This window comes from Vreelandella titanicae BH1 (assembly GCF_000336575.1).
Taxonomy (GTDB): Bacteria; Pseudomonadota; Gammaproteobacteria; order Pseudomonadales; family Halomonadaceae; genus Vreelandella; species Vreelandella titanicae.
Window position 1 is genome coordinate 267,895 of sequence record NZ_AOPO01000004.1, and the last position, 14,716, is coordinate 282,610.

Here is a 14,716-nt window from a genome sequence, read left to right on the forward strand (position 1 = left end):
CAGGCTCCAGCCCACTAGGGGTCATCAAACATTCAAAGGCAAAGCGCAAAATGGTAGCAAAAGCCTGAGTGCTATACTTGCTATTTCATTAGCGGGTCTTCCACCCTGTCAGGATGTTAAGGCTTTATTTAGATTTTTCGCGTGGTGTATTTGCCACCTCACATTCGAGTAATAAAACTACAAATGTGGTTTTTATTGCCGTAAAGTCTCTTATTTCGACGCCAAAAAATGTAAAATAACTACAAGCTTCACTCACCGTCTCTATCATGCAGAGGTCCCTATGCCGAGCTCAACACCTGCTACGTTAAACCCCACCGTTGCTGAGGTTACCCAGCGCATTCGTGAGCGTTCTGCTGAGCGTCGCGCCCTCTACGAGCGGCGCATGGCTGACCAGCACAAACGTGGCGTGCACCGTGCTGAGCTAAGCTGCGGCAACCTGGCTCACGGTTTCGCGGCCTGTAACCCGCGTGATAAAAACGAACTCAAGCTAATGAATAGCGCCAACCTGGGCATTATCTCGTCCTACAACGATATGCTCTCGGCGCACCAGCCGTTTGAGACGTTTCCTGAAACGATTAAAGCAGCCGCCAGTGCCATGGGTTCTACCGCCCAGTTTGCCGGTGGCGTTCCGGCCATGTGTGACGGTGTCACCCAGGGCCAGCCGGGCATGGAGCTATCGCTGTTTTCCCGGGATGTGATTGCCATGGCCACCGCCGTAGGTCTCTCGCATAATATGTTTGATGCCGCGCTGTATCTGGGCGTGTGCGACAAGATCGTGCCGGGTCTGTTTATTGGCGCGGCGCGTTTTGGCCATCTGCCCGCCATGTTTGTACCCGCGGGCCCCATGCCCAGCGGCTTACCCAATAAAGAGAAGGCGCGCATTCGCCAGCTCTATGCCGAGGGCAAGGTTGGCCGTGCTGAGCTGCTCGAAGCCGAGTCTGACTCTTACCACAGCCCCGGCACCTGTACGTTCTACGGCACCGCCAACTCCAACCAGCTAATGATGGAGATGATGGGCCTACACCTGCCCGGCACTTCTTTTGTAAACCCAGGCACCGAAATGCGCGAAGCGTTGACGCGCTATGCCACCGAGCAGGCGATCCGCAACACCGAACCCGGTGGCGACTACCGCCCGTTCTATAAGCAGATTGATGAGCGCGCGATTGTTAACGCCGTGGTGGGCTTGCTGGCTTCCGGTGGTTCAACCAACCACACGATGCACCTGATCGCCATGGCCGCCGCTGCGGGCATTACCCTCAACTGGGACGACTTCACCGACCTTTCGGCGGTCACCCCCAGTCTGATGCGGGTTTACCCCAACGGCCAGGCAGATATCAACCACTTCCAAGCAGCGGGCGGCATGAGTTACCTGTTCCGCGAACTGCTGGGCGCGGGCTTGATTCACGGCGATATTCCCACCGTATTCGGCACCGACCTAACCGCCTACACCCAAGAGCCGTTCCTTGAAGATGGCAAAATCGTTTGGCACGAAGGCCCCGAAAAAAGCCTTGATGAAGACGTGCTCAGCCCGGTAGCGACACCGTTCGCGCCGACGGGTGGCTTGACGGTCATGAAAGGCAATCTGGGTCGCGGTGTGATCAAAGTCTCCGCAGTGACGGAAGAGCATCGCGTGGTAGAAGCGCCGGTGAAGATCTTCGAAGATCAAAACGAAATGAAGGCCTCCTTCGAATCTGGCGAGCTGGATCGCGACGTGATTGTGGTGGTTCGCTTCCAAGGCCCTAAAGCCAACGGCATGCCCGAGCTGCACAAATTAACCCCTTACTTGGGCGTACTGCAGGATCGTGGCTTTAAAGTGGCACTGGTCACCGATGGCCGCATGTCGGGTGCATCAGGCAAAGTACCCGCCTCCATTCACATGAGCCCCGAAGCCCTGGACGGTGGCCCGCTGGCCAAACTGCGTGATGGCGATATTGTACGTTTGGATGCCAACGCCGGTACTCTCGAAGCCAAAGTCGACCCCGCCACCTGGGCTAAACGGGAACTGGCCATTGGCAACCTGGATCACTACCACGTGGGCTTGGGTCGCGAGCTGTTTGGGGGCTTCCGCCACCTGGCCATGCGCGGTGAAGAAGGCGCTGGTGTATTCGGTGGCTTTGAAGCCGATGATCTCGCCCGTCAGCAGGGGCAAATCTCAGAAGAGGATGCCTGATGCGACCGGCACTCATCGGCGACATCGGGGGAACCAACGCACGCTTGGCGCTGGTCTCTCCCGGTGAAATAACCCCACACGATATCTTGAACCTACCCTGCGCCGACTACCCTGGCGTCGTGGAAGCGGTGCAGGATTATCTGGGGCGCGTAGGCGCCACGGGTGACAACGCGCCTCAAGAGGCGTGTTTAGCCTTCGCCTGCCCCGTTCACGCTGAACGGGTCAAAATGACCAATAACCACTGGGATTTTTTGAAAAGCGATGTTCAGCAACAGTTGAATCTATCGCTATTCAAGGTCATCAACGATTTTACCGCCCAGGCGCTGGGCGTCCCCCATGTGGCGGCCAGTGATTTGGTCGAAGTTCAACCGGGGCAAACCCAGGCGCACTCCACACGCTTAATCATCGGCCCAGGCACCGGACTGGGCGTTGCCGGGGTCTTCCCTGGGCAACACGCCTGGATTCCGCTGCCCACCGAAGGTGGTCACGTCACCTTTGCCCCCACGGACAGTACCGAGCGGGCACTGCTGGATGTATTTCTGCAGCGCCACAAACGGGTGAGCGTAGAACGCATCTTATGCGGTCAGGGTTTATTGGAGCTTTACCAAGCCTACTGCACCCTTGAAGGAATTGAGCCGCACTTAACTAGCCCAGCCGAGGTGACCACAGCGGCCAATGAAGGCGATAGCCTCGCCACTACTGCCCTGCTGCGCTTTCTAAAAATTCTTGGCGATGTGTGCGGCGACGCCACCTTGACCATGGGCGCAAGGGGTGGGGTTTATCTATGCGGTGGTATTCTCCCGCGCTTGCTTGAGTGGCTGCCAAAAAGCGAGCTGCGCGCCGCCTTTGTCAATAAAGGCCGTATGGGCGCTTATAACGCTGACATCCCCGTGTGGGTAGTAACTGCGCCCTGGACGGGCCTGTTAGGTGCCGCCGAAGCACTGCATAACGAAGAGGTTTTCTGATCACAACTTCTAACAACATCAATATGGAACCTGCTATGCCCGCCGCCACCTTTGATGTGCCGTTTTTACTCGGCATGATGCGTCTGCACGAAACACCCGCCATGCACGAACCCGAGCGATTAGCAGAATGGATCGAAGCGCGCCTGGAGCAGTGCCTTAACTGGTTTGACCATGCGGACATTTACGGCAGCGGCCAAGGGGAGACGCTTTTTGGCGCCGCGCTACGGGCGCGCCCTGCCCTGGCTCAGCGGGTTAATGTCGTCACTAAAGCGAGCATCGCTAACGACAACCCCGCCCCCGGTTCGGGTAAGGTAAAGCACTACAACGCTAGCCCTGCTTATCTTAATAGTGCCATTGATGCCTCACTTGTGCGTTTGAATGTCGAACGCCTCGACCATTTCCTGATTCATCGTCCCGATCTGCTGATGAACGCAGAAGCGACCGGCCGCGCGCTGGACGACGCCATTGAAGCCGGCAAAATTGGCGCTGCAGGGGTTTCCAACCACCTGCCCAGCCAGTGGCGGCGCTTGCAGGGCGCCATGCATCACCGCTTATCAGCCAACCAAATCGAGCTCTCGATTACCCACACAACGCCGCTGTTTGACGGCAGCTTTGATGAACTATGTGCCGATGACCACGCCCCCATGGCGTGGTCGCCTCTGGCAGGCGGGCAACTGATGCAAGGCGCCGTTGGCGAATGTTTGGCTAAGTGGGCGACAAAGCTTGATAGCTCCCCCAGCGCTTTAGCGCTGGCATGGCTGCGTAGTCTTCCTAACTCGCCAGTACCGGTGATTGGCAGCATTAAACCTGACCGAATCAGCGACATGCTAAAGGGCCCTGCCACGCTACCCCGAGAAGTGTGGTATGAATTGCTGGAAGCCGCCCGCGGCCACTGCGTGGCATAAACCCGTCTTTGCAAACAATTACACTAAGGAGCCAATAATGACGCCAGTTATCGCGTTTGGGGAAGCGCTGGTTGATATGCTCTCCAGCCGTTTAGGGGCGGCTACAGATGCCCAGGAAACCTTTACACCCTACGCCGGTGGTGCTCCCGCTAACGTGGCGGTCGCCTGCGCCCGCTTGGGCGTTCCTAGCCAATTTTTAGGCATGACGGGCGACGATACGTTCGGGCATTTTTTGGTGCGTGAACTCAAAAGCCACGGTGTCGACACCAGCGGCGTGGTATTTACCCAAGAAACCCGCACGGCGCTGGCGTTCGTTTCCCGGGATGACGTGGGCGAACGCACCTTTGATTTCTATCGCCCGCCCGCTGCTGACCTGCTTTATCGCCTTGAGCATTTACCCCATGGCGTATTCGAGAACCCTGCCATTCTGCACTTGTGCAGTAACAGCCTAACCGACCCAGAGATCGCCGACGTTACCCTGGCGATGGCCACCATGGCCAAGCGCGCAGGCTGCCTGGTCAGTGTAGATGCCAACCTACGCCACAACCTGTGGCCCGGCGGCGAAGCCGATGCCAGCTTAGTCACACAGCTGCTAGACGGCGCTGAGCTGCTCAAGCTCTCCCAGGAAGAGCTCGACTACTTGCGCGCCGATCATCCTGCAGAATCGTGGCTTTCAGAGCGGCTTGCGGCAGGGGTAAAAGTTATTTTGATTACCGACGGCCCCAATGATGTCGTAATCAAAGGCGTCGGCATCGACCAGCGCATTGCGCCACCCAAAGTGGAAGCGGTCGACACCACCGCCGGGGGCGACGCCTTTATTGGCGGGCTGTTGGCGGAGCTCTCGGCCCACGGCATCAATGAACACTGGCAGAGCGATACGGATTTTCTACTCAGCGCAGTGAATACCGCCTGCCGCTGTGGCGCCCATGCGGTCACCCGGCCAGGCGCTTACGCAGCGCTGCCAACGCGAGCGGATATTATTGGCTAACTAAGTAGAACTATAACCCATTAACAAATGGCGCGCCCCACGCAGGCGCGCTTTTTTTATGCTTCTTAGGGGTCGACTCGTCGCCAATCTAATTCGGACTTTTGTCTAAAGCGGCTCGCTTGTGGAAATGTCAGACATTTACTAGACTAGGGTTTATCCAATAAAGAACAAGAGATGACCGATGACGCTGGATGCTCTACCGCCCCACCAGGGTGGCGCTGAACAGTTAGCCCGTTTACTCGCCCAGGCCCTGCTGGCAGGCCATTGGCAGCCAGGCGATGTTTTCCCCCGTGAGCTGGATATCGGCAAACACTTTGCCGTTAGCCGAAACCAAGTGCGTAACGCACTCACCAGTCTCACCGCTGCGGGTTTATTAGAGCGCACCGCGGGCCGTGGCACGCTGGTTCGCGAGGTAGGCGATTGGCATCTACTCGACCCACTGATGAGCGAATGGATGACCGGGCTAGTCAACCTTGACCCGCAGTTGGTAAGGGCCATTTACGCCTTTCGTTTTTCTGCTGAACCGGTGGTCGCAGGACTCGCTGCCCAGGCAGCTCAGGCTGAAGACATAGAACGTCTGGAGAGCGCCTATGCAGGCATGGAGAGCAGCGCCGGCAGTGTTGAAGCGCGTGCTGAGCATGCCGAGTACGATGTCGCCTTTCACGACGCCACCTACCGGGCCAGCCACAATTTAGTCTGGCGGCAAATGGGCCATTTATTGCGCCCTTCGATCATGGCGCTAATACATCGCTCGCAACACCGCACGGACACCCTGGACGACAGTCTCGCGCGCCACCGCCAGGTACTTGACGCTATCCGCAGCCACGATGCCAGCGCCGCAGAAACCGCCGCGAGAGAAGTGCTGCGCCGCACGGCCATCGACCTTGGCATCGTCAGCTAACAATTACTCAATGAATACTATCTATTCAGAAGGATGACTGAACATGAAAATTACCAAACTCAAGACCTGGCAAGTCCCCCCGCGCTGGCTGTTTCTCAAGATCGAGACCGATGAAGGCTGTTACGGCTGGGGTGAACCGGTAATTGAAGGCCGCGCGGCAACCGTTGAAGCCGCCGTACACGAGCTTTCCGACTACTTGATCGGCCAAGACCCGCACCGCATCGAGCATCTTTGGAACATCATGTATCGCGCCGGTTTTTATCGCGGCGGGCCGATTCTGATGAGTGCGATTGCCGGTATTGACCAGGCGCTGTGGGATCTTAAAGGTCGCGACCTGGGTGTGCCCGTTCATCAGTTGTTAGGCGGTGCCGTGCGCGACAAAATGCGCATGTATGCCTGGACGGGTGGCGACCGCCCAAGCGACGTAGGCGCGGGTGCCAAAGCGCTGGTCGACAAAGGCTTCACGGCTTTTAAAATGAACGGCACCCCCGAGCTGCAAATCGTCGACTCACACCGCAAGGTCGATGAAGCCGTCGCCCGGGTAGCAGAAGCCCGCAACGCCGTTGGGCCAGATGTAGGCATCGGCATCGACTTCCATGGCCGCGTGCACCGCCCTATGGCCAAAGCACTGCTGCGCGAGCTAGAACCCTTTCACCCCATGTTTGTGGAAGAGCCGGTCGCCCCCGAGCATCTGCCCTGCTTGAAGGATATTGCTGGCGGGCTTGGCTACCCGCTAGCCACCGGCGAGCGGCTGCATACCCGTTTTCAGTTCCGCGACCTGCTGGCCGATGGCATGATCGACATTATCCAGCCGGATATTTCCCACTGCGGTGGCATTAGCGAAGGTCTCAAAATCGCCGCCCTAGCCTCCGCTTATGACGTCGCCTTAGCGCCCCACTGCCCGCTCGGCCCGTTAACCCTGGCCGCCTCTTTACAGCTGGATGCGGTCAGCCACAACGCCTTTATCCAAGAGCAGAGCATGGGCATTCACTACAACCAGGGCAACGATGTCCTCGATTACCTGGTCGATAAATCCGCCCTCGCCATTGAAGACGGATTCTGCGCCATTCCCCAAGGCCCAGGCCTGGGTGTCGAGATCAACGAGGAGTTCGTTGAGGAGCGCGCCAAGGTGGGCCACCGCTGGCGCAACCCGGTCTGGACTCATGAAGATGGCTCTATTGCGGAGTGGTAAGCCATGGGATCAACCGAGATGAGTGAAACACCTGACATTGCAGGTCAATTAACCTGGATTGCCGTTGACTGGGGCTCCAGCAATCTGCGCGTCTGGGGGCTGGATCAACACGACCAAGTGATTGCCCAAGCCAGTAGTGACAAGGGCATGCTGTCGCTAAAGGCCGACGAGTACGAAGCCGAGCTGCTGCGACTGGTGGGCGACTGGCTACCCGCCACCGGCACGACTAAGGTGATGGTGTGCGGTATGGCAGGCGCTCGCCAGGGCTGGTTGGAAGCCGCCTATTTACCGGTACCCACGCGGCTTGACCAGCTTAGCCAAGGCGCAGTCACACCAACGCTTACGGGTAACCAGCTAGCTGTTTACCTGCTGCCTGGTTTAAGCCAAACCCGTGGTACCGCGACTCACTTTGATGTGATGCGCGGTGAAGAGACCCAGTTGGCAGGACTCGTCGCTGATTCGCCAGATTTTACTGGCCTCGCCTGCCTGCCCGGCACTCACGCCAAATGGGCAAGCCTGGAAGCGGGCGCGGTGAGCGGGTTTTCGACCTACCTGACCGGCGAGCTTTACCAACTGCTCGCCAACCAGTCGGTGCTGAAACATTCCGTTTTATCACCCTCTGCGGCAAGTAACGGCCTTAACGATGCGGCTTGCCGAGAGGCTTTTATTTCGGCCGTCAGCGAGATTCATCAAGCCCCCGAAACCTTTAGTAGCCGCCTGTTCGGCCTACGCGCGCAAGATTTACTCGATGGACGACTACCTGCTGGCGACACGCGTGGGGCCGTTCTTGCGGCCAGGCTCTCTGGGCTCGCCATTGGCCTTGAGCTTGCTGGGGCCTGCCGTGACTGCCCCAGCGATAAGCCAATCACGCTGATTGGCAACCAAACGCTGAGCCAGCGCTACACGTTGGCACTCAATGCGATCGGCTATCAGACACAACATGTGGATGGCGACACCGCCGTCTTAGCGGGCCTGCGCCTTGCCCATCACGCGTTAAAATAAATTAAGCTTGGAGAAATTGGCTATGTCGCTGCCACTGATTGGAATTTTACGCGGTGTAACGCCTGATGAGGCCGTGGATATCGCGGAAGCGGTGCTGGCCGCGGGTATCACCCAGATTGAGGTGCCGCTTAACTCACCCAACCCGCTGGAGAGCATTCGCCGCTTGGTCGACGCATTTGGCGAGCGCGCGGTCATTGGAGCAGGCACGGTGCTCACTCCGGCTCAGGTGCGTGAAGTTCACGCTGCTGGTGGGCGCTTAATCGTTTCTCCCAACTGTCGGCCAGCGGTGATTGAAGAAACGCATAAGCTCGGCATGGCTAGCTGGCCGGGCATTGTGACGCCTTCAGAAGCATTCGATGCGCTGGATGCAGGTGCTACCGGGCTTAAACTCTTCCCCGCGGTGCAGGTAGGCTTAGAAGGTATGAAAGCAGTACGCGCCGTGCTACCGGCAGGCACGCTTTTGTATGCCGTCGGCGGCGCTGGAGTCGATAACTTCGCCGAATGGCGCGCAGCGGGTGTCGATGGTGCAGGTCTGGGTAGCGCATTATACAAACCTGGCCAAAGCGCCTCTCAGGTGGGGAAACAGGCTCAAGCCCTCGTCGATGCCTGGTTAGCGGGAGAACAATAAGGAGAACCAACAATAATGAATACCGATATGAGTGTTTCAACGTGGCAGGCCGAGTTAGCTGTCGATTGCCGCTGCTCACTGGGTGAAGGCCCGCAGTGGGACACCAAAAATCAGCGCCTTTATTGGTGCGACATTCTTGAAAAACAGCTGCACTGGCTATCCCCCGCCACCGGGGAAAGCGGCCACTATCAGCTCGATCATCGGGTGTCTCTGGCAGCGCCCCTTGCTGAAGGTGGCCTGCTGTTAGTCGGTGAAGACCGTTTAAGCCGCTTCGACCCAAGCAGCGGCAGTATCGAAAAGCTGAGTGATTTCGAGGCCGATAATCCCATCACCCGCAGCAATGACGCCCGCATTGATCGCCACGGCAGCCTGTGGCTCTCCAGCATGGGGAAAAGCGCTGAAAGAAACGCTGGAAGCCTTTACCGCCTGCATCGCGGCGAGCTCTCGCGGCTGCGTTCAGGCCTAACGATTCCCAATGCCATTTGCTTCTCCGCAGATGGTGAGTTTGCGTGGTTTACCGATACTGTGACGGGTGCGGTGATGCGCTGGGCGCTGGATAGCGACGGCTGGCCGCAAGGCGAGCCACAGCCTTGGGCGGACTTTTTCTCCAGCCAAGGTAATCCGGATGGGGCGGTGATGGATAGCGAAGGCTGCCTATGGCTAGCGCTGTGGGGGGCTGGGCAGGTCGTTCGTCTGGATCCTAACGGTGAAATAATAGGCCGCGTCGAGCTGCCGGTCAGCCAACCCTCCTGCCCGGCGTTTGCAGGCCCTGATCTGAAAACGCTGTATATCACCACGGCGCAAGAGGGATTCAGTGCTGAGCAGCTGGCCCAAGAGCCCACCGCAGGCTCGCTCTATGTGGTCGAAACCGGCATCAAAGGCCTAGCCGAACCGCCGCTACGTCTGGCATAACTCTCCCACGAACCTCCCAGCAAAAGGCCCCACTAGCGGATACTAGCGGGGCCTTTCTGTTACGGCTTCACCTATTACCTACAAGGCGGGCAATCAGCCAGCAAAGCTAATATACATAACGATCACTAACACGACCAAAACGATACCGGCGGGTACCGCCCCTTTCCAGGGTGTTAGATCCACATCGCCGCTGTGCTCCTGAATCCAGTCGGTTTCCCTTGGGCGCACCTTGCCGATAATCAGCATCACCGCCACCAGTAATACAAAGACCAGCGCCACGAAGTGGAACTCGTGCATGATCTGCGGCAGCAATGTAAACGGTGGCACAAAGTAACCGGCGGCGATCAATAAGCAGCCGCCGATCAGGGCGATTTTGGCCGCCATTGGCGGAACACGTTTGGTTAGCAGCCCGACCAGCACCACGGCAAGAATCGGAATAAAGTAAATCGCGTTCATCTTCTGCAGGTAGCCAAACAGGCTCTCCTGACCTGCCAGCAGTGGCGCAATGATCATGGTGAGAATGGCCATGATCCAGCCAAACACTTTACCCGACTTAACCACCTGCTCTTCCGTGGCCTCTTTATTCAGCACCCCTTTATAGATGCCCAGGCTGAAAATCGTGGTAGTGCTGTTAAGCGCTGAGTTAAACGACGACAGGATCGCACCGACCATCACCGCAGCGAAAAACCCGGTGAGGTACGGCGGCAGTACGTTAAAAACCAAATGACCATAGGCTTCATCGGCACGCACGCCCTGATCGGCATAAAGGTGATAAGCAATGATGCCAGGCAGTACTAGGTAGAGCGGTCCCAGCAGCTTGAAGAGACCGGTCAGCAGCACGCCCTTCTGACCTTCGGCAAGGTTTTTGGCTGCAAAGGTACGCTGAATAATCTGCTGGTTGGTGCTCCAGTAGAACAGGTTAATCAGGAAAACGCCGGTAAACAGGGTAAAGAACGGCACCTGCTGATCAGCACCACCAATCGAATTCAGCTTATCCGGGTCGCTCTCTTTGAGGATGTTCCAACCCTCCATGATGCCGCTGCCGTCACTCACGGCCTGCAGGCCGAAATAGACGATCACAAAACCGCCGATCAGGAGGCCAACACCGTTGAGCGTGTCGGATACTGCAACCGTGCGCAGGCCACCAAACAGGGCATACACGGAACCGATAATACCGACGATCCACACCGTTAGCCAAAGCAGCGTCGTCGAAGACTCAATGCCGGTTAATCCCTGTAGATCGAGCATGCCCTGCAGGCCGATGGCACCTGAATAGAGAATGATCGGTAGCAGAATCACCGCGTAAGCAATCAAGAAGATGATATTGGTGATTAGCTGAGTCGTTTTATCGAAACGAATTTCGAGAAGCTGCGGCAGCGTAGCAATACCACTTTTCAAAAACCGCGGAAGGAAGAATAGCGCCAACGCCACTAGGGCGATAACCGCGACCACTTCCCAGGCCATTACGCTTAAACCATCAGAAAAGGCCGCCCCATTGAGCCCCACCATTTGCTCGGTGGAGAGGTTGGTCATCAATAGAGAGCCGGCAATCAGCGGGAAGGTTAGCGTACGTCCGGCAAGAAAGTAGCCGCTGGTGCTTGAGTGGTCATCTCGGCGGGTGATCCGCCAAGTGATAAAGGCGACAAGCCCTGTAAAAAACAGGAAGGACGCCAAGGTCAACGCGTGCATTTTGACTCACCTCATCATCATTGTAAGTGGCACGCACCTTTATGTATGCGCGAATAGCGAAATGTCAGACAAATCTTGTCACCATTTTAGTTGAGCTAAATATAGCCCGTTATACGCCTTTGGTCTTATATTGAGCTCTAGCGTGTTTCAAGACTGCTTAAAGGGTATAAAAAAAGCCCCAGCTATGTTTTATCAAACAATAAACTGAAGCTATTCTTTTAAACTTAGCACTGGTTTTTAATTCAGCGAAGGGGGCTATTTAGTGATGAAAGCGCTCCGCGGACTGGCGGGCCAGCTCACGGATGCCATCCCAATCTTCCGCTTCCACCATTGCTTTGGGTGTTAGCCAGGAGCCACCTACGCACATCACATTGGGCAGCGATAGATAATCATCGGCGTTGTCGACGGTGATACCGCCAGTGGGACAGAAGCGGGCTTCAGGAATCGGCGCGCCAAACGCTTTGATGGCTTTGGCTCCACCGCTGGATTCCGCCGGGAAGAACTTGAACCGACGGTAACCGTACTGCCAGCCGGTCATTAGTTCAGAAACTGTCGAGACCCCCGGCAGCATGGGCACCGGGCTTTCAACGCCGTAACGATAGAGGGCTTCCGTTGCGCCTGGTGTTACTACAAAGTCAGCGCCAACCTGCTCGGCCTGGCGGTACTGGGCGGGCGTCAGTACCGTGCCCACGCCAATGCTGGCACCGGGCAACGCTTCACGCATACGCTTCACTGCTTCAAGCGCGCAGTCAGTGCGCAGGGTAATTTCCAATACGGTTAAGCCACCCTCTACCAGGGCGCGGCCTAGCGGTACCGCATCTTCCAAACGCTCGATAGTGATGACCGGAATCACCTCGGCTTTCAAGCAGATGCTATCCAGCTCTGCAGTGCGTGTAGAAGGTAACTGTTTGTCGATAGTCATTAGTGAGTCTCCAAGCAACTTATTATTGGCTAAGGCAGTTAGCGCTCAAGGCGCCCAATAAATGGCCAGTGGGCAGGTTAAAAAGGCACGAATAGGCAGTTGACGAACATCGTCGCCACTTAGTGCCTTGGCCAATACGGCGCGTTTATCATCGCCGGTAATATGCAGAATATGCCGCCGCGCCTGATGCAGGCGATCAGCCGAAAAGGTAATTCGGGGCTGCGGCTGACTAGGCGTTCTGACCGCCACTAGCAGTTCCTCTGTGGCAAGTGCCAGGGTCAATTCAGGGCTGTCGGGAAACAGTGACGCCGTATGGCCATCGCCGCCCATACCTAGAATCACCACGCTGGCAGGCCACGCTAGCATTTCCGCTTGCTTGGCCACTTCATCAACGCCCTCTTCAGGTGTAGCCGCACTGCAAGTTAACGGTATAAAGGTGGCATCAGCCGCCTTACCCTGTAGCAGATGCTCACGCACCAACTTGGCGTTGCTGTCGCTGCTCTGCTCGTCGACCCAACGCTCATCGGCCAGCGTTACATCTACCCGATCCCAGGGTAGCGGTTTGGCCGCCAATGCCTTGAAAAAAGGTACTGGCGTTGAGCCACCTGAAACCACTAGCAGGACGCGCTCCTGGTGGTTTAAGTCTTCTTGCAGCGCTTGAAAAACGGCTTCGGCAAGCTGCTCGGCCAACTGTTGGCGTGCTTGGCTCATATTAATAATCCTCGTACCAGCTGCGGCCATCCTGGGTAATCATGGCTATAGAAGCGACCGGCCCCCAAGAACCTGCGGGATAACGACGCGGTGGCATATCGCGTTTTTTCCAGCCATCGATGAGTTGGTCGCACCAGCGCCAGGCGTGTTCGATTTCGTCGCGACGCACGAACAGGTACTGCTGGCCTTTCATAACTTCGAGTAGCAGGCGTTCGTATGCATCGGGTATCCGTGATTTGGGAAATGCATTGTTGAAGTCCAAATGCAGCGGGCCGGGGCGCAGGCGCATGCCCTTATCCAGGCCGCTGTCCTTGGTCAGCACTTGCAGCGCTATACCCTCTTCCGGCTGGAGGCGAATAATCAGCTTATTAGAGGCGATGCCGCGCTGATCCGGGTCGAAGATATAGTGGGGCTGCTGGCGGAAGTGGATAACAATTTGCGAGAGCTTCTCCGGCATGCGTTTACCGGTGCGCAGGTAGAAAGGCACGCCTGCCCAACGCCAGTTAGCCACTTCGGTTTTCATGGCCACAAAGGTTTCGGTCTGGCTCTGGGTGTTGGCGCCCTCTTCTTCCAGGTAACCCGGCACCGACTGACCATCGCTGGTGCCCGCGATATATTGACCGCGCACTACATCGCGACCCAGCGCCTCGCCCACAAACGGTTTAAGTGCCTTAAGCACCTTGACCTTCTCATCGCGAATGGCATCGGCATCCAGGTTAGAGGGCGGATCCATGGCGATTAAGCACAGCAGCTGCAGCAGGTGGTTTTGCACCATATCGCGTAGCTGACCCGCCTCATCGAAATAGCCCCAGCGCCCTTCGATACCTACCTTTTCGGCAACGGTAATTTCCACATGAGAGATATTGTTCTGGTTCCACTGGGTGCCAAACAGCGGGTTGGCAAAACGCAGTGCGATCAGGTTCTGTACGGTCTCTTTACCCAAATAGTGGTCGATGCGGTAAATCCGCGACTCGGGGAACACTTCACCAATTGCGTCGTTAATTTCGACCGAGGAGTGCAGGTCGTAACCGATGGGTTTCTCAACCACCACGCGGGACTCATCATCCAGGCTTTTACTGGCCTGCAGGTGACGGCAGATATCGCCATAAATAGGTGCTCCAACGGAAAGATAGACCACCATTGGGCGCGGTGAGCCCTTTCGCCACTGGCGAATGGCGTCGTAACCTTCAACGCTGGAAAAATCGAGTTTCAAATAATCTAGGCGGGCGAGAAAACGCTCGAGGCTCTGCTTATCCTGCTCGCTGCTTTTCAGCCGTTTTTGCAGCGCATCGTTAACCATTTTTCGGAATGATGCAGCGTCGTGCTCATGGCGAGCCAGCCCCATAATGCGCGTGCTTTCAGGCATCAAGCCTTCGCGATCAAGATGGTATAAGGCAGGAAATAGCTTGCGCATGGCAAGATCACCCAGCGCTCCAAACAGCGCTAAATCAATAGCGTGATTCGGATCGCCCAGCGGTGCACCTTGGGAAGCAGTGGACTGGCTCATCGTCACTCCTGTTTATAATTAGGCATCTAATGTAGTTAGATTACCTAAAATCTACCGTAAAGGGGGCATTATACGCAATAATTCGTGTAATTTTACTACAAAATAACCACGGTTTCTGCTCTATCAACGCACTCAGCACTTCATATCAATCCTTCTCCTTCCACTTTTACTCTACGCCCTTGATATACGCCACTGCTACGCCCCCTAAGGAGGAGGTGACCTTG

General features: G+C 56.6%; 13 protein-coding genes. 9 read left to right on the forward strand and 4 right to left on the reverse strand.

Annotated features, from left to right (window positions below):
• Positions 1-280: 280 nt before the first annotated feature.
• The 9 genes from edd to HALTITAN_RS10390 all read left to right on the forward strand — a co-directional run bounded on the left by edd (position 281) and on the right by HALTITAN_RS10390 (position 9,663).
• Positions 281-2,170, forward strand: coding sequence for a phosphogluconate dehydratase (edd, locus tag HALTITAN_RS10350; RefSeq protein WP_009287069.1), 1,890 nt, complete (start codon positions 281-283; stop codon positions 2,168-2,170).
• Positions 2,170-3,135 (forward strand): glucokinase, encoded by a 966-nt coding sequence (gene glk, locus HALTITAN_RS10355; RefSeq protein ID WP_009287070.1) that lies wholly within the window; start codon positions 2,170-2,172, stop codon positions 3,133-3,135. The genes edd and glk overlap by 1 nt, the downstream gene beginning before the upstream one ends.
• Positions 3,136-3,170: 35 nt before the next feature.
• Positions 3,171-4,040, forward strand: coding sequence for an aldo/keto reductase (locus HALTITAN_RS10360; protein WP_039859176.1), 870 nt, complete (start codon positions 3,171-3,173; stop codon positions 4,038-4,040).
• A gap of 37 nt (positions 4,041-4,077) precedes the next feature.
• Positions 4,078-5,028, forward strand: coding sequence for a carbohydrate kinase family protein (locus HALTITAN_RS10365; RefSeq protein ID WP_039859177.1), 951 nt, complete (start codon positions 4,078-4,080; stop codon positions 5,026-5,028).
• Between the two features lie 181 nt (positions 5,029-5,209).
• Positions 5,210-5,929, forward strand: a complete 720-nt coding sequence (locus HALTITAN_RS10370; protein ID WP_039859179.1) for a FadR/GntR family transcriptional regulator — start codon at positions 5,210-5,212, stop codon at positions 5,927-5,929.
• A gap of 43 nt (positions 5,930-5,972) precedes the next feature.
• On the forward strand, positions 5,973-7,121 hold the full coding sequence (dgoD, locus tag HALTITAN_RS10375; protein ID WP_009287071.1) for a galactonate dehydratase: 1,149 nt from the start codon (positions 5,973-5,975) through the stop codon (positions 7,119-7,121).
• Between the two features lie 3 nt (positions 7,122-7,124).
• Positions 7,125-8,123: a 2-dehydro-3-deoxygalactonokinase gene (locus HALTITAN_RS10380; protein WP_009287072.1), complete on the forward strand. Its 999-nt coding sequence runs from the start codon at positions 7,125-7,127 to the stop codon at positions 8,121-8,123.
• A 22-nt stretch (positions 8,124-8,145) separates the two neighbouring features.
• Entirely contained in the window at positions 8,146-8,751 is a 606-nt protein-coding gene (locus HALTITAN_RS10385; protein WP_027957641.1) for a 2-dehydro-3-deoxy-6-phosphogalactonate aldolase, read from the forward strand.
• 15 nt (positions 8,752-8,766) lie between these two features.
• On the forward strand, positions 8,767-9,663 hold the full coding sequence (locus tag HALTITAN_RS10390) for an SMP-30/gluconolactonase/LRE family protein (RefSeq protein ID WP_039859180.1): 897 nt from the start codon (positions 8,767-8,769) through the stop codon (positions 9,661-9,663).
• A gap of 93 nt (positions 9,664-9,756) precedes the next feature.
• Here the strand turns inward: HALTITAN_RS10390 and HALTITAN_RS10395 are convergent, their stop codons facing one another.
• The 4 genes from HALTITAN_RS10395 to zwf form a co-directional block, all read right to left on the reverse strand.
• Positions 9,757-11,352: a solute:sodium symporter family transporter gene (locus HALTITAN_RS10395; protein ID WP_009287074.1), complete on the reverse strand. Its 1,596-nt coding sequence runs from the start codon at positions 11,350-11,352 to the stop codon at positions 9,757-9,759.
• Positions 11,353-11,611: 259 nt separating this feature from the next.
• Positions 11,612-12,274 (reverse strand): bifunctional 4-hydroxy-2-oxoglutarate aldolase/2-dehydro-3-deoxy-phosphogluconate aldolase, encoded by a 663-nt coding sequence (locus HALTITAN_RS10400; protein ID WP_022523036.1) that lies wholly within the window; start codon positions 12,272-12,274, stop codon positions 11,612-11,614.
• 45 nt (positions 12,275-12,319) lie between these two features.
• A complete protein-coding gene (pgl, locus tag HALTITAN_RS10405; protein ID WP_039859181.1) occupies positions 12,320-12,985 on the reverse strand; it encodes a 6-phosphogluconolactonase in 666 nt (221 codons plus the stop codon).
• Position 12,986: 1 nt separating this feature from the next.
• Positions 12,987-14,492, reverse strand: a complete 1,506-nt coding sequence (zwf, locus tag HALTITAN_RS10410) for a glucose-6-phosphate dehydrogenase (RefSeq protein ID WP_039859182.1) — start codon at positions 14,490-14,492, stop codon at positions 12,987-12,989.
• Positions 14,493-14,716 lie beyond the last annotated feature (224 nt).

Coding starts and splice junctions, on each gene's coding strand:
- edd (WP_009287069.1), top strand. CDS start 281: ATGCCGAGCTCAACACCTGCTACGTTAAACCCCACCGTTGCTGAGGTT.
- glk (WP_009287070.1), top strand. CDS start 2,170: ATGCGACCGGCACTCATCGGCGACATCGGGGGAACCAACGCACGCTTG.
- HALTITAN_RS10360 (WP_039859176.1), top strand. CDS start 3,171: ATGCCCGCCGCCACCTTTGATGTGCCGTTTTTACTCGGCATGATGCGT.
- HALTITAN_RS10365 (WP_039859177.1), top strand. CDS start 4,078: ATGACGCCAGTTATCGCGTTTGGGGAAGCGCTGGTTGATATGCTCTCC.
- HALTITAN_RS10370 (WP_039859179.1), top strand. CDS start 5,210: ATGACGCTGGATGCTCTACCGCCCCACCAGGGTGGCGCTGAACAGTTA.
- dgoD (WP_009287071.1), top strand. CDS start 5,973: ATGAAAATTACCAAACTCAAGACCTGGCAAGTCCCCCCGCGCTGGCTG.
- HALTITAN_RS10380 (WP_009287072.1), top strand. CDS start 7,125: ATGGGATCAACCGAGATGAGTGAAACACCTGACATTGCAGGTCAATTA.
- HALTITAN_RS10385 (WP_027957641.1), top strand. CDS start 8,146: ATGTCGCTGCCACTGATTGGAATTTTACGCGGTGTAACGCCTGATGAG.
- HALTITAN_RS10390 (WP_039859180.1), top strand. CDS start 8,767: ATGAATACCGATATGAGTGTTTCAACGTGGCAGGCCGAGTTAGCTGTC.
- HALTITAN_RS10395 (WP_009287074.1), bottom strand. CDS start 11,352: ATGCACGCGTTGACCTTGGCGTCCTTCCTGTTTTTTACAGGGCTTGTC.
- HALTITAN_RS10400 (WP_022523036.1), bottom strand. CDS start 12,274: ATGACTATCGACAAACAGTTACCTTCTACACGCACTGCAGAGCTGGAT.
- pgl (WP_039859181.1), bottom strand. CDS start 12,985: ATGAGCCAAGCACGCCAACAGTTGGCCGAGCAGCTTGCCGAAGCCGTT.
- zwf (WP_039859182.1), bottom strand. CDS start 14,492: ATGAGCCAGTCCACTGCTTCCCAAGGTGCACCGCTGGGCGATCCGAAT.